The sequence below is a fragment of the Pseudomonas sp. GW822-FHT06D10 genome, assembly GCF_058799535.1.
On the sequence record NZ_JBXALN010000008.1, the window covers coordinates 61,052 to 82,263 of the forward strand.

Consider the following 21,212-nt stretch of genomic DNA (forward strand, 5'->3'; position numbering starts at 1 on the left):
GCGACTCATACAGTTTCCTCGGGGGCCAGATCCTTGGGAGCGGTCGGCGCGGGATTACGGGTGATGAACATCGCATCACCGTAGCTGAAAAAGCGGTATCCATTTTCCACCGCGGCGCGATAGGCGGCCATGGTTTCGGGATAGCCGGCGAACGCCGAAACCAGCATCAACAGCGTGGATTCCGGCAGATGGAAGTTGGTCACCAGGGCATCGACCACATGGAACGGCCGGCCCGGGTAGATAAAGATGTCGGTGTCGCCACTGAACGGCTTGAGCACGCCATCGCGCGCGGCGCTTTCCAGGGAGCGCACGCTGGTGGTGCCCACTGCCACCACCCGGCCACCGCGAGCCCGGCACGCAGCGACTGCATCCACCACGTCCTGGCCGACTTCCAGCCACTCGTGGTGCATATGGTGATCTTCGATGCGCTCGACCCGCACCGGCTGGAAGGTGCCAGCCCCCACGTGCAGGGTGACGAATGCGGTCTCCACGCCCTTGGCGGCAATGGCCTCCAGCAGCGGCTGGTCGAAATGCAGCCCGGCGGTCGGTGCCGCCACCGCGCCCAGGCGCTGGGCGTACACGGTCTGGTAACGCTCGCGATCGGCGCCTTCATCCGGACGGTCTATATAAGGAGGCAACGGCATGTGCCCGACCCGGTCCAGCAGCGGCAGCACTTCTTCGGCAAAGCCCAGCTCGAAGAGCGTGTCATGGCGCGCCAGCATCTCGGCTTCGCCACCGCCGTCGATGAGGATCTTCGACCCAGGCTTGGGCGACTTGCTGGAGCGCACATGGGCCAGCACACGGTGGCTGTCCAGCACCCGCTCGACGAGGATTTCCAGCTTGCCGCCGGAAGCCTTCTGACCGAACAGACGGGCCGGAATCACCCGGGTATTGTTGAACACCATCAGATCGCCCGGACGCAAATGCTCAAGCAAATCAGTGAATTGACGGTGGGCCAAGGCGCCGGTTGGCCCATCCAGGGTCAACAGACGGCTGCCGCGACGCTCGGCCAGTGGATGGCGGGCGATCAGCGAATCAGGAAGCTCGAAGGTAAAGTCAGCAACGCGCATGATGGGGTTCGTCTAGCAGGGCCGGAAAGTTTAGCGGATTAAGCAAAAATTGACCATGAAAGCCGATTGACCAACGGTAAGCGCCTCTCTATACTTCGCCGCCATTGAGCCCTGATGGCGGAATTGGTAGACGCGGCGGATTCAAAATCCGTTTTCGCAAGAAGTGGGAGTTCGAGTCTCCCTCGGGGCACCACATAGCAGTATCTGAGAGTCTCTACCAGCCTCTCAGACCCAGAGAAACCGGCCACTTGGCCGGTTTTTTTGTGCCTGTCTGCCTACTCCTTTCTCCCCTTATCCGTTGTATCCCTGCTTGTATCCTGAGAAAAATACCGAACTTTGGGATACAAGGATGAAGCGCGCAGACATCAAGCGCCGCCCTCTGGCAGACATCACACTTGCAGGGCTAGAACCTGAAGCAAAAGAGTACCGTGAGCTGGACGGAAACGGCCTGTACTTCAGGGTCAAGCCTGATGGCGGCAAATCCTGGCAGCTCCGTTACAAACGTCCTGCGGGCAATTGGGCCTGGATGGGGTTAGGGGGTTACCCCGAGGTTAGTGGTGCACTGGCCCGGGAAAAAGCTACCGACCTGCGCAAGACCATAAGCAGCGGAGCTGATCCCCTTGAGCAAAAGCGATCTGCCAAGGCCGCCATAGATGCAGCCAAGACACGAACCTTCAGAGCAGCTGCTGACGCCTGGCTAAAGGCAAAAGAAGAAAAGGGACTGGCTCCCTCAACACTCAACAAAATCCGCAGCTACCTCAGCAAGGACATTCTCCCCGCACTGGGAGACAAACCGCTCGACGAAATCACCCGCACCGATTGCGCCGAACTCCAAGCATCCATCGAAGCCCGAGATGCACACAACGTAGCGGAAAGTGCCGCACCTGGATCAACCAGATATTTGGGCGTGCTATCGGCTTAGGACTCACAGAGAACGACCCGGGAAGCCGACTTCGGGATATGGCGGCTCAAGCTCCCAAGACTCAACAACACCCACACCTACTCGAATCTGAGCTAGGTGAATTTCTCACAGCACTTAAAAACACACCCAGCAGGCTGACGGCACGAACAGCTGCATGGCTTTGCATCTGGACCGCCTCACGACCGGGCATGGTTCGCTTGGCCGAATGGAAGGAGTTCGACCTCGATAAGGCCACTTGGACGACACCAGCGGCAAAGATGAAGATGCGTCGGGACTTCCTGTGCCCTCTTCCCCATCAAGCCATTGCCGCATTGAAAGAACTTCATTGTCTGACTGGCCGCAGTCGCTGGCTGTTTCCCGGCGTAGGTGCCAAGAACCCAACAATCAGTGAAAACACAATCAACAAAGTCTTCGCTACCATCGGGTACAAGGGGCGCCTTGTGGGCCATGTCCGTCCTTGATCGAACCTCCAAAAAGGTCGAACCTACTCACCTCGTTTTGACTCCACCTAAACCAGGCAAAAATATTGACAATTGATGTCAATACTGGTCGATTGATAAAAGTGTTTGCACACCTGAATTCGGAGTTGCATCCTGAGCACCAGATCAAATCCGAGTCGCCGTAAACGTGTTGCAGTTGAAGAAACCAAGTGGATGAGCAACAGCCATACGCGATAACGGTTGAATTCAGCAGAACTCGAATTCAGGGCCTGCCCTCGCAACTGACTTCGCAGTGAGAGTGAGAAAAGGAAAGCTTACCCAAAATGACGTCTTATAAAGATCTTCTAGATCAAACCCCCGAGTACATGCTCAAAGTTAAGCAATATGCAAAATTATTAATTGACGAAAAAATCTGGGACTCTATCTCTCACAACGACCTTGATGGTTGGCTCAGCAATTTCAAATCACCAGCAGAACAGTTATTATCTGCACTATTATTGGATAGTCTGATTTATAGATCAGCCCAACAAACAACAGCGCTCCTGAGAAGCGCATTAGAGTGTGCATTACCTCTAGCGGTATACGACTGCCCAAACTCCGTAATTAACGGAGATGATTTTTTGAAAACTTTTACTTCTAAAAGCATAATCAAAGAAATAAGAATAGTACCCGTGATTCGTAATGCGGACCCTCCCACCAAAAGTGGCCCATCGATCGCACGAATGTATAGACGAAGTTTAGGTGTAAATGACGACTATATGATATGGCCGTGGCTCATAGAGGAAAATTACGAAAACGGTATAAAAGATTTCGTTTTTATCGATGATGTATTGGCTACAGGCCAACAGGCGTCGGAATTTTTAAAAAAATTGAATCTTCAGAATTTCGCGGACGCTCGGTTTTCGTATATCCCTTTGCTAGCTCATCAAGATGGCATAGACAAGTTAAACAACGACCATCAATTAGTGAGGGTTAGCCCGGTAGAAATACTGGACAAGAACTGCTGTTTTTTCACCAGTGAAAAAATGTCGCAAATCGAAGACTTAGAAAATCTCTATCTTGAAGTATCAAGAAAAGTTCTAAACAGGCGTCTATACAAAAAAATGGCAAAAGGATATAGCGACATGTCACTTACTTTTTCATACTACCACGCGACGCCAAATGCGAGCCTGCCGTTATACTGGTATGAAAGTGACGACTTTATCCCATTGGTGAGGAGATAATTATGCAAAAGGTCGCATCTGAAATATCTCAGGTCAAACACTCCCTCACTAAAAATCGCTCCGAGCACCTAGGGAAGGATGTATGGAATGATTTCGTAATCCCCAGATTCTTCAATAGAGTGGATCTCATTTCTACGATGCCCACGCGCTTAGAGGGCGGACGGGGTAGTGGTAAAACAATGCTATTACGATATCTCTCTTATCACAGTCAGTTCTCTCAGAATCGCACTTCCATTCCAGCCAGAGCAATTGAAAGAATTGGACTTTATTGGAAAGCAGACACTCAATTTTTAAGACTCATGCAGAAACGTGGAGTTGAAGATGAAACTTGGCTCCCTGTATTTGACCACTACTTAAACCTCAAGCTTAGCTTAGAAGTGCTTTCCAGCGTAGTAACTATTATGGAAAGCACCCATACTGCAATCAGCCAACAAGATATTGATGAGCTAAAATTCGACGGAGCAAAAGATTTCGGATTTGCAGATGAAGCATTTTCTTCAGTTATGCGTGAGATCAACTCCAGGATACGTCAAACGGAAGTAATCATACAAAATGTTCACGGCCTTGAAAATTTAGAAAAACTGCCAATATCTTTCCTGCAGTACATAGTAGAAACGACCATCAATCTACTACCACCCCTCAAGAACACCATGTTTTCTGTATATGTTGACGAGTATGAAAACCTGCTCGGATATCAACAAAGAGTAATTAACACCAGAATTAAGCACTCAGAACCACCAATAATTTTTAATATTGCGATAAAACTCAACGGAATGTCAGAAACACTGACACTCAGTGATGAAAAGCTAGAAAACAGAGCAGATTACTCAATTATCAATCTAGATTCGGAAATTGAAAAAAGCGGGTTCGATTCCTTTGTAGCGGAAATTTTTCTGAAAAAATTGACGGAGGCCTCGCCGACAATCTCAAAAAATATCAGCATTGACCTTTCTATTTGCTCTAACCCAGACAAGCTAGACGACAGGCACCAAAAGGAATATGAAGAAAGCTGTAAAAATATTATTAGCAATATTTTTCCAGGTAGGTCACATCAAGATTTGGCGGACGAAATTTTTGAAACACCAAGATACTACAACAAACTAATCTATGAAATCGAAAGCGCCTTAAAACAGCGAAACTCGGATTTAACAGTAGAAGACTTTCTCCTGCCGAAATTCCGAAAAGCTATGATTGTCTGTACATCTCTACTATACAGAAAGAGCCTGCCTATTCAGCATATTCATGACCAGCTGAAAATGCTCGAGCTTGGAACAGAAAATAAATTTACTAACAAGACCGCGTGGGAGCACAACAACTTCATCGGTTGCTATCTTCGAATTATCAGAGCAAACAAAGCAAGCAGTACATTTTATTCCGGGTTCGATGTGTACTCCGCATTATCTGGTGGTAACGTTCGCCACTTCCTCGAACTGTGTAAAACTGCTTTTAGCTTGATCGATGACAACTCACTCTCAGAAAATTTCACCGTCGACAGAAAGCTTCAACACCTAGCAGCAAGAAGCACTAGTGAAGAACTAATCAAAGAGATCAATCGATTCACCCCGCTAGGAACTCAGCTGAGCAATTTTGTCAAAGCAATAGGGAAAGTTTTCCAACTTTGCCAAGACAAAGAGACGCAGAGCGAAACAGAAGTTACTCATTTCGGTATCAAGGAAGATGACGCACCGCTAACCGAAGAAGATGATCGATTTTTCAAAGAGGCGGAAAAATGGGGCGTATTGAAAGCTATTGAGTCCACTAAGAACAAGTCAACGGCATCTGCAGCTACATTTGACTATATTTTAAATCCCGTATACGCGCCATTCTTTCTAATCAGCTACCGCAAAGGCAGAAAAATTGAAATCGAGGCGTCCGCGTTGCGAATGATGTATCAAAACGGAGAGACCGCTATCAGTCCAGAGCTGAGAAAACAACTCCGTCTCTCGCACGTAGTTGATGCAACCAACCAACCAAAACAAGCATCTCTACTATGATTGAATTAAAGTCAACATACAGCGTCGACGAATACTCGTTCCCCTTTGAGTTTTCACATGGATTTATCGGAACGCCAATTGACGACAGATCGCATTACTCTGCAGAGCTTGTTAAAAAAGAATGCAAATCGACGTCACTATTCCTTTACCGGCAGGAAACCTTAGACGTTGTTATAGATGGGGTACCAATTGAGTGCCACTTACTATCTGAGCACATAGAAAAAAACAAACCAAGTTCAGTGCTAATAGACTCTACAAGCTTAGACATTCCTGAGCTAGCTTTAATATTAAAAGCACTTCATGCGCACTCAGGATTACGCATAGTTCTTCTGTATATCGAGCCAATAGAGTATACATCTGGAGAAAGCAAAGCCTTAGAACAAGAAGACTTCACCCTCTCAAACGAGATTTCTGGTTTTGAGGGAGCAGGAATACCAACAGTATCTATGCCTATCGACGATGAAAACTTTAGGCGCTTTATCATCTTCGTCGGTTTTGAAGGAGGACGACTGCAAAGCGCGATTGAAACATATGACATCTCCAGTGATGAAGCTCGAATATACTTCGGCTTACCCGCTTTCAAGCCCGGCTGGGAGTCCCGGTCTATGCGAAGAAATTTGCAAGCATTGAGCGATCAATCTATAGGAGGACGAATAGGGTACTGCAGCGCGAGCAGTTGCACTGATGCGTTAAACTCCTTAAGAAAGGCTAAAGCTAGCGACAAAGAAACGATAAATTACGTCGTACCATTGGGAACAAAACCGAATTCGATTGCGTCCATTCTGTTTACATTGGAGAATCCGAAATCCGTCCGACTCTTATATGATCTCCCTAACAAACGTAATGGCAGAAGCAGAGGCGTAGGTCGCCGCCACTACTACCATTACCTGGTACCTTAAGATGCACTATCACAAAACGCCCCAGGCCGTCGTCAGACTAGCTCGCCGACATATACCGAAGTCCGCATGCAAGGTTTTGGAGCCTGCTGTCGGTGAAGGGGCACTATTGGGGGCGCTTTATCCGTCACAATTGCATGAAGAGCTTACCCTGGTAGATATCGACCATCGGCGACTTGACGCGATTAAAGCAATTTATCCGGATCTATCTCTAATCAATGCTGATTTCGTCTGTTGGTCCGAATCGAGGAATGTACCTAGCTTCGATTTAATCATAACTAATCCACCATTTTCTGGCCGTTCAGAAAACTGGATTCAGTGTGGCGACCGCAAAGCACCAATTGAATACGTTTTTTTTAAACGATGCGTTGAAATGCTTGAAAAAGACGGCACATTAATTGCCATCGTTCCTGACACCCTTATTAATTCATCTAGGTTATCCGCTGAACGCGCATGGATTTTTACCCAGGGAGCCGTGATCTATTCGTATCAATTGCCAGAGAGAATATTTGACAAAATTGAAGGAGCTTTTTACCTACTTGTTTTCAAAAAAGGCGTTCGACAGAAGCATGTAAAACTGCGAAATTTAACAGAACAGCCTGACATAAAGGTAAATAATGCAAATTTAATTGCGAACGGCTACAGGCTTGATCATTCTTTTTATAGAAGCACCAAGACTCTATCTAGCTTCACATCGCAGAACTCATTTCCTCTAGGGAGAATCTCCACCATTGGCAGAGGGCCTATTAGGTCAAACTATAAATCCACAGGAAGCCACCACTCAAATTCTTTTATAGACGGCTTTTGGCGAAGCTTCACCCAACGCACTGACTCTAGCTTGTGTATTGCGGTACAAAGGGTTTCTAGAAACGCCCATCTTTCTTTTGGACTATTTCAAACCAAAGACATCAACAATAGCACTGATTGTTTAGTTTTCATCAAAGCGCAAGATAGCGAACTACCAAAAATACTATTCTACTTGAGAGTAGTGATGTCAAATGAAGACGGAAAATCCTTACTACTAAAAGGCTCCGGGGCTAAATTTATTCAAGTAACCGATTTGAAAACCATACCTTATATGGACATTGCGAGTTCTTTCCCGCACGAGTACGAAAACCATATAAAAGCCTACAGCTCTCTCGACATTGACTCTTGTTTAGAAATAGAAAAAGCTGTTTACTCGAAGCTTTTATGGGGCGAATCCGTTGTAACAATGCGCAGCTCTAAAAAACTCATTAACTTCAATAGTGACCAGTTATTGAAAGCAATATGAGCAGCATGCACTACATTAAGTTCTGGGAAAAATCTCTTACCCAGCGCCGGGCAAAAGAACTTGTTAATTGGGCACTTGTCGAGTGGCCAGACGTAAAGTGACATGTTCGAGGGATCGCAGCACCAAGGATTGCGGTGCTAGGAAGGGCGGTGGGAGCTATTGATACCGTCTTTCAACCGCAACACAATGAATAGTCGTACGTGCAGGAGACAGCATTCACATTTGTGTAACCCTTCATGTATCCCTCATTGTATTATTCGCCTGCAAGCCACGTTTTATATGGAGCCCGACAGTCTCCCTCGGGGCACCAAACATGAAAAAGACCTTGAAATCCAAGGTCTTTTTTTTCGCCTGCAGAAAAGTGCCAGCACGGCGCACACCTCCCGTTACGGGCCTCTTTCCCCGCCCTGCTCAGTCGTACAAGTCCTCCACGTAGTACTCGTAGTTGTCGGCATTCTCCACCGCGTCGCTCGGGCGGTTGGCTCCCAGGTTCTGCGATCCCGCCACGCCGTAGGCGCCGGGGATATCGGTGGTGTGGCCAATGGAATGGGTCAGTTCATGCACCACGGTACCGGCCTGGGTATCGAAACCCACGCGCGGCGGCAGGGCAAAGAATGCCGTGCAGAACCAGGCCTGCACGTCCCCGCGGGCGTTGACGTAGGTGGCGGCGATATCCCCGGGCGCGTCGCAAGGGTCATTCGGGTTGACCCGGCAATAGGCCGTCAGGGTGTTGCCACTGTTGAGCTTGAAACGCACCCCGTCGAGCACTGCACGCACCCGCTGGTAGCGATCCTGGCTGAAGGTACCGAACCAGGTCCGGTAGGCCAGGTCCTGATTGCGGCGAAAGGTCGCTTCATTGTTGTTGACCTGGTTGTAGGCATTGGTCGACCAGGTAGTAGCGACAGCCACGGCATTGCTCACCGCGGTACGGTCAGCCTGGGTGGCACAGGAACCGTCAAACGCCACGTTGATGGCGAGCGCCGATTGCGCCAGCGCACCCAGGCCCAGTAGCAGCAACAGACTTTGCCAGCGACGCGCCAGACGACGGCGGCTTGAATGAACAACGGTATCAGTATCCATATTCAGCATCCTTCCATGCAGGTTCCGAGGAATGTCGCTCCCCCTGCCAGGGGCGACACTCGCATTGGATTCCCGAGGCTCGCGGTGCATCAGCAGGAATTGCTTCCGTAGCCGGCGCCAGGGCCCCGCGCGCCTGATACAAGCATCTCTCGGGCACATCCTTGATGGAGGTCAAAGAGCCGACGTTTGAGGGCCATACACTTGTAAGTGAACATTTGAACGAGACGCACAGGCCCTCCTTATATGAGTGAAGAATCCACCCTCCGCACCCAACCCAAAGCCTTGCCGGAAGCCAGCTCCGCCAGCCCTGCCAAGAGCACCCCGCGCAAACCCGCAACGCCGCGCCCGCGTCGCCCACGCACAGCGAGCAAGGCTGCACCGGTGAAAGCCGCCGAGGCCGAGATCAGCGCCATCAGCCAGAAGCCCATGGCCCTGCAGGTGGCCAGCGCGCCGCGCGGCTCCAACGAAGACAGCGTGTCCGCTGCGCTGCCGGGCAATTATCCGTACCGCAACCGCATGCGCCGCGCCGAGTACGAAAAGGCCAAGAACGAACTGCAGATCGAACTGCTCAAGGTGCAAAGCTGGGTCAAGGAAACCGGGCAGCGCATCGTGGTGCTGTTCGAAGGCCGTGACGCTGCTGGCAAGGGCGGCACCATCAAGCGCTTCATGGAACACCTCAACCCCCGCGGCGCGCGGATCGTGGCCCTGGAAAAGCCCTCGGAACAGGAAAAGGGCCAGTGGTACTTCCAGCGCTATATCCAGCACCTGCCCACCGCCGGGGAAATGGTCTTCTTCGACCGCTCCTGGTACAACCGCGCCGGGGTGGAACGGGTGATGGAGTTCTGCTCGCCCCTGCAATACCTGGAGTTCATGCGCCAGACCCCGGAGCTGGAGCGCATGCTGTGCAACAGCGGCATCCTGATGTTCAAGTTCTGGTTCTCGGTGAACCGCGAAGAACAGCTGCGCCGCTTCATCTCCCGTCGGGACGACCCGCTCAAGCACTGGAAGCTCTCGCCCATCGACATCAAGTCCCTGGACAAGTGGGACGAGTACACCGCCGCCAAACAGGCGATGTTCTTCCACACCGACACCGCCGATGCCCCTTGGACGGTGATCAAGTCCGATGACAAGAAGCGCGCGCGAATCAACTGTATCCGCCACTTCCTGCACGAGCTGGACTACCCGGGCAAGGACCTGAAAGTCGCCCACGCCCCGGACCCCTTGCTGGTGGGCCGCGCCTCGCGGGTACTGGAAGAGGATGAAGGCACCCAGGCCCAGGCTGCGACAGATCCGCGAGCCACGCGCCTGGCCTTGTCGGCCTGAATCCCGGGCAAAAAAAACTGCGCGCAGACAGGCGGGTCTGTGCGCAGCAAAAGTCGAGCGGATCTATGAATCAGAGCACGGGATCAGCTCGAGGCCTCAGGCAGCCTCGGTCACCGGCGTCACCTTCTCCGGTGGTTTGATAGAGCCGATGTACACCGCAAAGATGGTCAGCAGCGCACCCGCGATCTGCAGCGCCGAGCTGGCCTTGCCGAGAAACGCCACATCGACGAAGTAGGTGATCACCGGTTCCAGCAGCAGGATCAGCCCCGCCAGGCCCAGGCTGATGGCACCGATGGAGCGGTTGACCAGCAACCAGCCCACGAATTGCACCATCACCCCGTAGATGATCAGCATCACCAGGGTCTGCCCATCGACGATGGCCAGGCTTTCCCCCATGGCCAGGGCATACACCAGCAGCACCAGCGCGGCCCACAGGCTCAGGTTGAGCATCTGTGCGATCTTGTCGCCCCCACCGTCAGGCAACTGCGTGTTGACCTTGAGGAAATACACGCAAATGGCGTAGGCCAGGCCCGAGAGCACGCCATAGACCACACCCTTGATGCCCACTGCACTGGTCATTTCCGGCAGCAGCAACAGGTACAGGCCGATAAACGCCAGGGTGATGGAGATCAGGAAGTAGATCGACGGCTTCTCCTTGAGCAGGTACAGCCCCAGCAGGGTCATGAAGAACACCTGGCAGTTGGTCAGGATCGAGCCGATGCCGGGGCCGACGATGTAGATGCTCTGGTGCCAGAGCACCAGGTCGATGGCCAGGAACACCCCGGCCAGGGCCGTGTACAGCTGCGCCTTGGCGCTCTTGAGCAGCACCGGGATGCGCCGCACCTTGAGCAGCAGGAAGAACAGGATCGAGGCGAACAGCATGCGGTAGAACCCGGCCCCACCGGCGCCGATGTGGGCAAAGGCCACGGCCAGCGCCGACAGGCTGAGCATCAAGCCACCAATGGTCAGCTCGATGATGGCGCGGTTGGTATTAGTCGACATGCGCGACTCCATTAATGAAGACCAGAGGATCGACGTCCTGGTCCGGGTCACTTAACTTGCCCTGCTCCAGCACCTGTTGCATGGCGTCGAAAATGCTCGCCAGGCCGGCCTGCAGCGTTTCGCTGCTGATGGTCAGCGCCGGCATCAGCTTGAGTACCTGGTCCACCGGACCGCAGCGCTCGATGATCAGGCGGCGGGCGAAGCAGGCACGCATCACCGCGGCGGCCAGGGCCGGGTCGTGGAACTCGATGCCGTAGAACAGCCCGCGTCCGCGCACATCCTTGATATGCCCGGCGAAGCGTTCGGTCACCTCAGCCAGCCACTCCTTGAGCTGTGCTTCGTTGGCCTGGATGTGCTTGACCAGGCGGTCATCGCTCCAGAACTCCTGCACGGTCTTGGTGGCGGCGACAAAGGCCAGGGTGTTGCCGCGGAAAGTGCCGTTGTCCTCGCCAGGGGACCATTGGTCCAGTTCCGGGCGATGCAGCAACAGGGCGAAAGGCAAGCCGTAGCCGCTGAGGGACTTGGACAGGCACACCATGTCCGGGGTGATGCCCGAGGGCTCGAAGCTGAAGAAGGTCCCGGTGCGGCCGCAGCCGGCCTGGATGTCGTCGACGATCAGCAGGATGCCGTGCTCGGCGGTCAGCTGGCGCAGGCGCTGGAGAAACTCTGCCGAAGCCACGTTGATCCCGCCTTCGCCCTGGATGGTTTCCAAGATCACCGCTGCCGGCAGGTCCATGCCGGAACTGTTGTCCTTGACCAGGCGCTCGAAGTAGGCGATGGAATCCAGGCCTTCCAGGTAACCGTCGAACGGCATGCGGAACACATAGGGATCGACCCCTGGCTGGCGGTTGTCACGGTTGCCGGTCAGCCCCAGGGAGGTGTTGGACATGCCGTGGAAGCCGTTGGTGAAGGCCACGATGTGCCGGCGCCCGGTGACCTTGCGCGCCAGTTTGACCGCCGACTCCACCACGCTAGTGCCGGTGGGCGAGGTGAACTGCATTTTGTAGGGCAGGGCCCGGGGCGCCAGGATGATCTTGCGGAAGTTGTAGATGAACTCCTGCTTGGCCCGGCTGTGCATGTCCAGGGCAGCCTGGATGCCGTCCCGTTGCAGGTAGTCGATCACCGCGGCCTTCACCGCCTTGGGGTTATGGCCATAGTTCACGGACCCGGCGCAGCTCAGGAAGTCGATATAGGCCTGGCCTTTCAGGTCATACAGATGACTGCCCTGGGCCTGGTCGAAGACCACCGGAAAGCTGCGGCAGTAACTGCGCGCCGAAGACTCCACATCCGCAAATACGCCCAACTCATCCATTTCTGAAATATCCATTGCTGCCTGCTCACATAAAGGGGTCGAGGTTCAGGATTCGATGCAGCGGCTCAAGCGATCTTTTCTGCAGCCTGGGCCAGGCCCAGTTGCTGGTTCAGCGAGTTGAAAATGTCCCGCGAGCGCAGCGACAGCAGGCTGAAGGAGCCGGCATCGCCATAGCCGTGGGAGGATTCGCACAGACCATTGAGGTACAACGCGGGCAGATGGCTGCCCTTGGCTGCGGCCAGGCTGTAGTCGCGCCCGATGCGGATCACGCCCTGAGCGTCGCTCTCCAGGTGTTCGGCCAGGTCCTTGAGGATCGCCGGGTAGCGCTCTTCCTGGGGGCCGGTGCCGAGGTTGCGAAAACCCGTGGCCAGGACGATCGCGTCCAGCCCGCCCAGTTCCTCGGTGGCGTGGGTGCTGCTGTTGCGCAGCGACAGGCTGTAGCCCTCGCCGTCCGGCGTGCAGCCCTGGATCTCGCTGAGCCCCTTGATGATCACGCGCTCGCGGCCCTGCAGCTTGTCCTCATACATGCCCACGTAGAGTTCCTTGATTACGTCGGCATCGGCAGCGGAATAGTTGGTGTAGTGCAGGTGGCGGTTGATGTTCTTCTTCGCCTCGGCGGAGCTGTTGTAGTACTGGTCGACGAAGGACGGGAAGTACACGTGCTCGCTGAACTGGCTGGTGTCCTTGAGGCGGAAGCCGTAGCCGCGCTGCACGCTGACGATTTCCAGGTTCGGGTAGGTGTGGCGCAGGTGCAGGATGATTTCGATGGCGCTCTGGCTGCCGCCGACCACCGCCACGCGCTTGAGCTCACCCTTCTGCGCCAGGCTGGCCAGACGCCCCAGGTACTGGGTCAGGTGGAACACCCGGTCCGCCGCGGCGTTGGCGAACACCTGCGGAATCACCGGGGTGCGGCCCGGGGCCAGGACCACGGAGCGCGCCTGATACTGCACGCCGGCCTGGGTGGTGATGGTGTAGAGGTTGCTGGCCGGGTCGACCTGGATCTGGCTCACGCTCTGGTTGTAGGCCACGTCCCGGGCGAAAAAGCCGGCAACCCAGCGTACGTACTCGGCGAACTCGCTGCGCAGGGGGAACTCCAGGCCCAGGTTCAGGTGTTCGAACAGGCGGTCGTTCTCGAACAGGAAGTTGGTGAAGGTGTAGCGGCTACGCGGGTTGCGCGGCGTTACCAGATCACGGCTCGGGTGGTTCTGGATATCGCTGCCGGAGAGCATCATCTCCGGCTGCCATTGAGTGCTCGCGTGACGCTCGAGAAACAGCCGGGTGCCGGCAAATTCCATCTCTTCCATGGCGATGGCCAGGGCGATGTTCGCCGGGCCAAAACCGATGCCGATCACGTCGTAAACTTGCCCTTCACGGCCAACATCCTTGGCAGTCACTTTATGAACACTCATAAATTCCCCTTCCTGCAACAAAAGTCAGACTCGAAAAAGCAGAAAAAACACCAGGGTCTTTTCTGCCTTCCGTCAAATAGCCATTAATTTTTAGTTAGCGTTATTCGTTATAAATATTTGGGCTTTTTCAAACTTCTTCCGCAGCCAACTTCAGCCACTTTTGTACTGGCGGGTAGGCCAGAACTTGTTCGACATAAGCCTGAAGTTGTGCCGGCACCGCCACGCCATAACGACGGAAGCGGAACACCACCGGTACGAACATGGCATCGACGATGCCGAAGTCGCCGCACAGGAACTGCTTGGAGCCGCTGGCGTGGCGCAGGTTGGTCCAGATGTCGAAGATCCGCTGGATCTCTTCCTGGGTGTCGGCGGTCAGCGGCTCGGGGGTATCGCCGGTGTTCAAGCCGAAGGACATCTGGGTACGCAGGTTGACGAACCCGGAGTGCATTTCCGCCGCGGCAGCGCGGGCCTGGGCCTTGACCAGCGGGTCCTGGGGCCACAGGTTGGCCGCCGGATAGGCACCGGCAACGTACTCGCAGATGGCCAGGCTGTCGTTGATCACCACCTTGTCCAGCAGCAGTGCCGGCACCTTGCCCGAGGGCGAATAGCGCAGGATCTGCTGGCGGGTGTCATCCTGCTCCAGCTTGACCTGAAGGGTCTCGAAGGAGACGTCTGCCGTTACAAGAACCAGCCATGCACGAAATGACCATGAAGACTTTTTGTAATCCCCAATAACTAGTTTTGTAGGCATCACTTCCCCTAGCTCGCGTTGTGAAATGGGTGCTAAATTTAGCGGCCCTCTTTTCCAACGTATTGCACAAAACTGGACAAACTCATGGATGAGCACCAACCCGGCAAAGTCTTTAGGCCAGACAAGGATTTCGTGCAGTTTTGGCGAATACCAGAAGGCGACTGTGAGTTGTTATCGGCGCGTTACAGCACTCAGTCTTTTGGCAGGCATTCACATGATCGGTATGCAGTAGGCGTTATAAGCAGCGGGGTGGAAAAACTCTTCTATAGAGGCAGCTACTACCTGGGCAGCGCCGGCAGCGTGGTCACCATCACCCCGGGGGAAATTCATGACGGCCTCCCCGGGCATGACCAGGGCTGGATGTACCGCATGCTTTACCTCGACCCGGGCTGGGTCAACCGGGTGATTTTCCAGGGCCGCTTCGGCGCCGAGCACATCCATCTGTTCCAGAATGCCCTGAACCTGGACCCCAGCTTTGCCCTGACCTTCCTCCAGCAACACCAGATCATCGAAAATTCCCCACCCAGCCTGGAGCGCGAATCCATCCTCCTGGACCTGGTGACCCAACTCTTCGAACGCAGCGGCGCCCCCATTGCCGCCATCGCCAGCGCCGAGCGCAGCGCCGTCAAGTTCATCAAGAAGAAGCTCGAAGACGAATACGCCCGGCACATTCCCCTGGAAGAACTGGCGCAACTGGTGGACATGGACCCGCTTTACCTGATCCGCGTGTTCAAGAAGACCGTCGGCGTCTCGCCCCACAGCTACCAGATCCAGAAGCGCGTGGCCCAGGTGCAGAACCTGCTGCGCACCGGTGCCAGCCTGGCGGAAGCCTCGTTCAGCTGCGGCTTCTTCGATCAGAGCCACATGACCCGCGCCTTCAAGAAGGTGGTGGGCATTACCCCCGGCAGTTTCCGTAACAGCCGCGCCTGAGGCGCGGCCTTCTTTCCCTGTTGTTCCCGTTTGAGCAAGGACCCGCTGCATGCCCACGATCCAGACCCCGGAATGCACACAACTGCCGGCCGGCGCCGTCGCCTACCCCGATGCCCAGGAGGTGTTCGTCGCCGACCAGCAGGAACTAACCGAGCACCTGCTGCCGCTGCTGTCCATCGACGCCAACCTGATCAACCCCGGCTGGTCCGGGCGCCTGCACCTGCTGAGCCCCATCGAACCCGATGAGGGGCTGGTAGGCGAATTGACGGCAGACTGCGGCTTTGGCAGCGAACTGCTGAAGACCAACTGGATCGGCTTCAAGATCGAGAACGGCCGCTACCGCCTGTGCGGCGACCCGCGCTACTTCTTCCTGCACCCGGGCAATGCCGATCTGCCCGAGCCCCGGCGCAACGTGCGGGCCAGCCTGCAACGCCATTACGCCCAAGAGCACGCCACCTACCAGGCTTCGCGCCAGCGCTACCAGGAACTCGGCCGCCTGACCTGGCCGGAGGACAGCGACTACCACATGACCTTCATCGACCAGATGGCCGGCATCGCCGAGGGCTATGGCAACTGGGTGGAAACCGTGGAATTTCCCATGGACATCGTCGAAGCCACGGATGACAGCGGCGACATCGACGTCTGGCCCTTGAGCCCCGCTGGCCGGCGCTTCGAGCACGCGCTCAGCGTACCGGCCAGCCACTACGGAATCAGCGGCGCCGACCTGATCGTGATGTTCTACGAACCGGTGGAAGGGCTGGTGCTGTTCTGCTTCGACTGGTCCTGAGTCCCACCCCGCCCCTTCAGAACAGCGCCAGCGGATACTGCACGCGAATCCGCAACTGGTCGATGGAACCATCGGCCTGGGCGCTGTTGCCTCGGTGCCAGATCTGCGTGGCCCGCAGGTGCAGGCCCTTCAGCCAACCGCTGCTGAAGGTGTAGCTCAAATCCAGGTCGGTTTCGTGATGACGGCCATCTTCGCCATACAGGCCACGGTAGATGCTGTTGGCCGGGGCATGACTGCCATCCACTCCCCAGCCCCGCTGATAACGCAGCCCCAGGTTCAGGTCCGGCAGCCCAAGCCAGGCCAGGCGCTGGTCGTAACGCAATTGCCAGGAGCGTTCCCGTGGCCCGTTGAAATCCGAGTAGGACGCGGAGTTGGCCAGGACGATGGATTGCCCGGTCTGGCCGTCTCCGAAACCTATGTAGTCGAACGGGGTATCCGAAAACGAGCGCTGGTAGGCCAGGGTCAAGCGATGGGCATCGAAACGGTACGCCAGGGCGTGGGAGGCGATCAGGTTGTCGATGGGGCCAAACAACGAGGCGCCGCTATCCCGGGTGCGATACAGGTTGAAGGTGTTGCTCAGGCTGCGCTCGCCAGCCAGTTCCAGGGTGTGGCCCAGGTTGAGGTAATGCTGGGTCCAGACGTCCTCCAGTTGCCCCAGGTAATAAGCCCCGCGCCACTGCTCGCCCTTGTAGTTCAGCCCCAGGTACTGGGCGCTGTCGATATTGATCCGCGCCCCGGACAAACGTCCGTATACCGTGGAAATCCCGCCTCTGGCCCTGCTTTCGGTGGGGCCGGACAAGGCACTCAGCCGCGCCGCTTCCAGGCTCAGCCCGTCCCAGTCGCGCTGCAACTGCCAGCCGTAGGCCATCCCGGGAATGATCCGGCTGTTGTTGGCCGCCAGTACCGGCGCCTGGGTGGTGAAATTGCCATAACGCAGCTGTGCCTCGGCCACCTTGAGCTTGAGGGCACCGCCAACCTTGCCATGGCTGTCCCGCGGATGCCCCTTGCCGTCCAACGCCAGGGTGCCGGTGCCGGTGCGCCCACCGCCACTGTCGAGCTTGAAGGCCTGCATGGCAAAGGCATCGAACCCCAGGCCCAGAAGCCCGGGGGTAAAACCGGAACGGTAATACAGCTGCACCGACTGGCCCCACTCCTGGCGATAACCATTGCGCTCACTACGCGGTTTGTAGCGGTTACGGCCACTGTTGTTGGGCCCGTTGCGGTAATCCCGGGCGAAGTACTGGTTATCGAAAAACATCCGGGCCTCGCCCTCGGTGAACAGCTCCTCCCAGTCCTCATCTCCAGCCTGGCTGATACCGCCCGGGCCCAGCCACAACCCCAGCAGCACAATGCTTGTGCGATACACGAACATGGCACTGTTCCTTGTCAGTGAAGGAGCGCCGCCCGTAGCCGGCGCTCAGGGATAGGAGGTCAATCCAGGGCCAGGGTGGCGCGCAGTTCGCGCCGGGCCCGGTTGAAGTCGTCAAGGGCCTCAGGGTTGTGCAGCAGCTCGACGGCCAGGGCCACCGCCGAGATCCGCCCCCCCTCAAGGTCCGTGGGGTAATGCACCCCGGCCACCACTCGGCTTTGCCCCGCGGCAGCGGCCCGTGCAAACAGCTCGTCACGCTTTTCCGGGACCATCCGCGCCAGGAGAATGGCGCTCAGGTAGGCATCCATGGTGTGCCCGCTGGGGTAGGACTCGCCCATCGGCGGCGCCAGCACCGGCTTTACCTCGGCGCTCAGCTCATAAGGCCGGGGGCGGGCGAAATGGGCCTTGGCAGGCATCAGGGTCTGCACCAGGTCCTTGAGGGTGCGGCGGAAGAACTGCGCAGTCAGCGGGTGCCGGTCGAGAGTGAACTGCGGCCCGAAAATCTCCCCGGCAAAGGGAAATACCGCGTCGCTCAGATGATCGTCGCGTTTGGCCTGCGCCACCTGCTGCGGCGTGCGTTGGCCCTGGACCAGCAGTACGGCCTCCAGGTCCTGGCGGTCCTCGGAGCTGCCGGCAAATGGTGGTGGAGGCAGGAAGGCCGCCAGATCCAGCGCCTGAGGCGCCAGGTAGGGCTGCACCGGCGGCTGCGCCGCATGAGTGCCAAGACTGACGATCAGCAAAATAGCGCCCAGCATGGCTAAAGGTTTACCAGTCATGAAGCAGATCCTTTCTTTGGGACGAGCAATAGCGGCCCGCGACAGAGGCCACAGACAGAGAAGTGCGATTGCAGGAAGGACAAACTCAGGGCGGCGCTTGAGGCCGTGATGTCTGGCACATGCCAGTGGACGAACAGCGGAAGACGTGATGTTCAGAACCTTGGCCCGGGGCCAGGTACTGCACAGGCGGATCGATCAATGTCCAGGCGGCAGGCGCGTTCCGGACGACCAGGGTTGCGTTCATGGTGCCCACCGTTCTTGTTGTTATCGGTTTCGGCGAGGGTGCGCCCAGGGGCGCGGTAGTGCCTGATCGAGTATCCCGGCGCACCAGGGCAGAAACCATCCTGCAAATGCAGGATGGCGCAAGTCACGCTACGGGCAGCTTGAAAAAAAGCCTAGCGGGCCAGGGCAGGAGGCAATGGAGCTCTGACGCAACCCCTCAACTGCGGCAGCGGCTACAGCGGCAACTCCACCCGCGCCTCCAGCCCACCGCCCTCACGATTGAACAGCCGCAACTCGCCGCCGTGTTCGCGGACAATGGCCCGTGCTGCCGACAGCCCCAGGCCCACGCCGCCGGTGCTCTTGTTGCGCGAGCTCTCCAGCCGGAAGAATGGTGCAAACACCTGTTCCAGAGCCTCGGGTGGAATCCCCGGGCCACGATCGAGCACGCGTACCCGCACCTGATCCGCCCCCTGTTCCAGCACGATGGCTGACTGCGCACCGTACTTGAGCGCGTTGTCCAGCAGGTTGGTCATCACCCGCTTGAGCCCCAGGGGCCGGCCGCAATACACCAGACGCGGCGGCCCGGTGAAGAGGATTTCCATGGACTGGTCGCGGTAGTCGTCCACCAGGGTCTGCAACAGTTCGGCCAGGTCGAAATGGGTGGCCTGCTCCAGCCGCGCATCGTCGCGGAAGAACTCCAGGGCCGAATTGATCATCGCCTGCATCTCGTCCACATCGCGGAACAGGCGCTGCTGCTGGTCGGCATCCTCGATGAACTCACCGCGCAGGCGCATGCGGGTCAGCGGTGTGCGCAGGTCATGGGAGATGGCCGCGAGCATCTGGGTGCGGTCCTTGATGAAGTGCTGCAACTGCGCCTGCATGGCGTTGAAGGCAAGAATCGCCTGACGGATCTCGTGGGGCCCCACCGGATCGATGGGCGGCGCGCGAAAGTCCACGGCAAAGCGCCGGGCGCCCTGGGCGAACTGCTGCAGCGGCTTGGCCAGCCGGCGAGTGGCGATCAAGGCCACCAGGCCGGTGGAAATCAGCACCAGGGCAATTACGATCAGGTTGCGCGTGCCCTCCTCCAGCCCCCAACTGCGTGACGCCGAAGAAAACATCAGCCAGCTTTGGTCGCTCAACTGCACCAGCAGCGCGTAGCGACCTTGGTCGCTTCGCCAGTCGCTGGGCTGATAGGCCTCGATATGCCGCTGCGGTGGGCCGAGCAAGGCGCGAAACGCCTCGGAGCCGTCGCGGTATTCGGAGTCTTCCAGCAGCGGCAGATCCAGGCCCTGCCGTGTCGCCTGCCAGACAATGCTCAGGTGATCGGTACTGACCGAAGCCGCCAACCGCGAGCGCTGGCCCGGCTCCGAGGCCTCGACCATGCGCACGATGGCCGCGGACTTCTCCAGCAACCCGGTTTCCGCCAGTGGCGGATAAGCCCAGACCCCGGCCAACTGCACGAACAGCGCATTGAACGCCAGGGCCGTGAGCATGGCCATGATGATGGTCAGGGCGATCCAGCGCGCCACGGTGTCGCGCAGGCGATAACGCCACAAGGGCTTGATCAGCTTCACTGACGGGTCACGCTGGGGGTGAACAGATAGCCGCCGTTGCGTACCGTGCGAATCATCGCCGGGCGCTTGGTGTCGAACTCCAGCTTGCGCCGCAGGCGGCTGACCTGGACATCGATGCTGCGATCGAAGGCGTCATGGGCCTGGCCCCGGGCCAGGTCCAGCAGCTGCTCGCGGGTGAGGATGCGTTGCGGGTGCTCGACAAACACCAGCAGCAGGTCGAACTCCCCTGCCGACAGCGGAATCATCACCTGGTCCGGCGAGCGCAGTTCGCGGCGGGTCAGGTCCAGCTGCCAGTCGGCGAACTTGATCAGCGGCCGCGGCACGTCCGCGCTCGCCGGCCGGTTCTCCCCGGCCCGGCGCAGCACCGCCCGTACCCGGGCCAGCAGCTCGCGGGCATCGAAGGGCTTGCTCAGGTAATCGTCGGCGCCCATCTCCAGGCCCACCACCCGGTCGCTCAACTCGCCCATGGCGGTAAGCATGATCACCGGCGTGGCGTGCTGCTGGCGCAAGCGCTGGCACAGGGTCAGGCCGTTGTCGCCGGGGAGCATCAGGTCGAGGATGATCAGGTCCGGCACCTCCCGCTCCAGAGCCGCCCACAGCGAAGCGCCATCGGTGGCCACGGCCACCTGGTAGCCCTGTTGGACAAAAAATTTCTTCAGCAGAGCGAGGACTTCAATGTCGTCGTCCACGATCAAAAGACGGCTCACCAGCAGGCATCACTCAAGGTCGGAAAGAGCCGTTATCTAAAACCATTCGGCGCGGCCCGTCATATATTTCAACGTGGTAACAAACCTTCAGCCACGCAATAAAGCAGACATCTTTGCGCAAGGTTCACCTGCCAGCATCGGCTTCCCCTTGC

General features: G+C 56.8%; 17 protein-coding genes, 1 tRNA gene and 1 pseudogene. 9 read left to right on the forward strand and 10 right to left on the reverse strand.

Annotated elements, in window-relative coordinates; all coding sequences use genetic code 11:
- Positions 1-5: 5 nt before the first annotated feature.
- The gene (queA, locus tag AC1RL5_RS24690) at positions 6-1,070 is read right to left on the reverse strand and encodes a tRNA preQ1(34) S-adenosylmethionine ribosyltransferase-isomerase QueA (protein ID WP_011063226.1); all 1,065 of its coding nucleotides are present in this window, start codon (positions 1,068-1,070) and stop codon (positions 6-8) included.
- A 108-nt stretch (positions 1,071-1,178) separates the two neighbouring features.
- Between queA and AC1RL5_RS24695 the strand changes: the two genes are divergently transcribed.
- The 6 genes and pseudogenes from AC1RL5_RS24695 to AC1RL5_RS24720 all read left to right on the forward strand — a co-directional run bounded on the left by AC1RL5_RS24695 (position 1,179) and on the right by AC1RL5_RS24720 (position 7,818).
- Positions 1,179-1,263 (forward strand) — tRNA-Leu (locus AC1RL5_RS24695).
- A 156-nt stretch (positions 1,264-1,419) separates the two neighbouring features.
- A pseudogene (locus AC1RL5_RS24700) lies at positions 1,420-2,441 on the forward strand (tyrosine-type recombinase/integrase); the annotation flags it as partial.
- Positions 2,442-2,755: 314 nt separating this feature from the next.
- Positions 2,756-3,655, forward strand: coding sequence for a phosphoribosyltransferase-like protein (locus tag AC1RL5_RS24705; RefSeq protein ID WP_492589846.1), 900 nt, complete (start codon positions 2,756-2,758; stop codon positions 3,653-3,655).
- Between the two features lie 2 nt (positions 3,656-3,657).
- The gene (locus AC1RL5_RS24710; protein ID WP_492589848.1) at positions 3,658-5,649 is read left to right on the forward strand and encodes an ORC-CDC6 family AAA ATPase; all 1,992 of its coding nucleotides are present in this window, start codon (positions 3,658-3,660) and stop codon (positions 5,647-5,649) included.
- The gene (locus AC1RL5_RS24715; protein ID WP_492589850.1) at positions 5,646-6,548 is read left to right on the forward strand and encodes a hypothetical protein; all 903 of its coding nucleotides are present in this window, start codon (positions 5,646-5,648) and stop codon (positions 6,546-6,548) included. The genes AC1RL5_RS24710 and AC1RL5_RS24715 overlap by 4 nt, the downstream gene beginning before the upstream one ends.
- Position 6,549: 1 nt before the next feature.
- Positions 6,550-7,818 carry an Eco57I restriction-modification methylase domain-containing protein gene (locus AC1RL5_RS24720; protein WP_492589852.1) on the forward strand — a complete coding sequence of 423 codons (1,269 nt, stop codon included), beginning with the start codon at positions 6,550-6,552 and terminating at the stop codon, positions 7,816-7,818.
- Between the two features lie 411 nt (positions 7,819-8,229).
- On the opposite strand, the gene AC1RL5_RS24725 is transcribed toward AC1RL5_RS24720, so the two are convergent.
- Complete coding sequence (locus AC1RL5_RS24725) at positions 8,230-8,898, reverse strand: M35 family metalloendopeptidase (RefSeq protein WP_011063235.1); 669 nt, start codon at positions 8,896-8,898, stop codon at positions 8,230-8,232.
- Positions 8,899-9,324: 426 nt separating this feature from the next.
- Here AC1RL5_RS24725 and ppk2 point away from each other — a divergent pair, with 426 nt between their 5' ends.
- Entirely contained in the window at positions 9,325-10,221 is an 897-nt protein-coding gene (gene ppk2 / locus AC1RL5_RS24730; protein WP_161466650.1) for a polyphosphate kinase 2, read from the forward strand.
- Positions 10,222-10,317: 96 nt separating this feature from the next.
- Here the strand turns inward: ppk2 and AC1RL5_RS24735 are convergent, their stop codons facing one another.
- From AC1RL5_RS24735 to AC1RL5_RS24750, 4 genes are all read right to left on the reverse strand, one after another.
- Complete coding sequence (locus AC1RL5_RS24735; protein WP_011063237.1) at positions 10,318-11,223, reverse strand: DMT family transporter; 906 nt, start codon at positions 11,221-11,223, stop codon at positions 10,318-10,320.
- A complete protein-coding gene (ectB, locus tag AC1RL5_RS24740; RefSeq protein WP_019094259.1) occupies positions 11,213-12,535 on the reverse strand; it encodes a diaminobutyrate--2-oxoglutarate transaminase in 1,323 nt (440 codons plus the stop codon). Before ectB ends, AC1RL5_RS24735 begins: the two co-directional genes overlap by 11 nt.
- Before the next feature lie 65 nt (positions 12,536-12,600).
- The gene (locus AC1RL5_RS24745; protein ID WP_019094258.1) at positions 12,601-13,944 is read right to left on the reverse strand and encodes a SidA/IucD/PvdA family monooxygenase; all 1,344 of its coding nucleotides are present in this window, start codon (positions 13,942-13,944) and stop codon (positions 12,601-12,603) included.
- 127 nt (positions 13,945-14,071) lie between these two features.
- Entirely contained in the window at positions 14,072-14,695 is a 624-nt protein-coding gene (locus tag AC1RL5_RS24750; protein ID WP_011063240.1) for a glutathione S-transferase family protein, read from the reverse strand.
- A gap of 84 nt (positions 14,696-14,779) precedes the next feature.
- Between AC1RL5_RS24750 and AC1RL5_RS24755 the strand changes: the two genes are divergently transcribed.
- Entirely contained in the window at positions 14,780-15,625 is an 846-nt protein-coding gene (locus AC1RL5_RS24755; RefSeq protein WP_011063241.1) for a helix-turn-helix domain-containing protein, read from the forward strand.
- Between the two features lie 49 nt (positions 15,626-15,674).
- Positions 15,675-16,412 (forward strand): hypothetical protein, encoded by a 738-nt coding sequence (locus AC1RL5_RS24760; RefSeq protein WP_207239617.1) that lies wholly within the window; start codon positions 15,675-15,677, stop codon positions 16,410-16,412.
- Positions 16,413-16,428: 16 nt separating this feature from the next.
- Here the strand turns inward: AC1RL5_RS24760 and AC1RL5_RS24765 are convergent, their stop codons facing one another.
- From AC1RL5_RS24765 to AC1RL5_RS24780, 4 genes are all read right to left on the reverse strand, one after another.
- Positions 16,429-17,784 (reverse strand): OprD family outer membrane porin, encoded by a 1,356-nt coding sequence (locus AC1RL5_RS24765; protein ID WP_492589854.1) that lies wholly within the window; start codon positions 17,782-17,784, stop codon positions 16,429-16,431.
- A 59-nt stretch (positions 17,785-17,843) separates the two neighbouring features.
- On the reverse strand, positions 17,844-18,557 hold the full coding sequence (locus tag AC1RL5_RS24770; RefSeq protein ID WP_103407157.1) for an acid phosphatase: 714 nt from the start codon (positions 18,555-18,557) through the stop codon (positions 17,844-17,846).
- A 455-nt stretch (positions 18,558-19,012) separates the two neighbouring features.
- Positions 19,013-20,353: an ATP-binding protein gene (locus AC1RL5_RS24775; protein WP_492589856.1), complete on the reverse strand. Its 1,341-nt coding sequence runs from the start codon at positions 20,351-20,353 to the stop codon at positions 19,013-19,015.
- The gene (locus AC1RL5_RS24780; RefSeq protein ID WP_093408324.1) at positions 20,350-21,060 is read right to left on the reverse strand and encodes a response regulator; all 711 of its coding nucleotides are present in this window, start codon (positions 21,058-21,060) and stop codon (positions 20,350-20,352) included. Before AC1RL5_RS24780 ends, AC1RL5_RS24775 begins: the two co-directional genes overlap by 4 nt.
- Between the last annotated feature and the right edge of the window lie 152 nt (positions 21,061-21,212).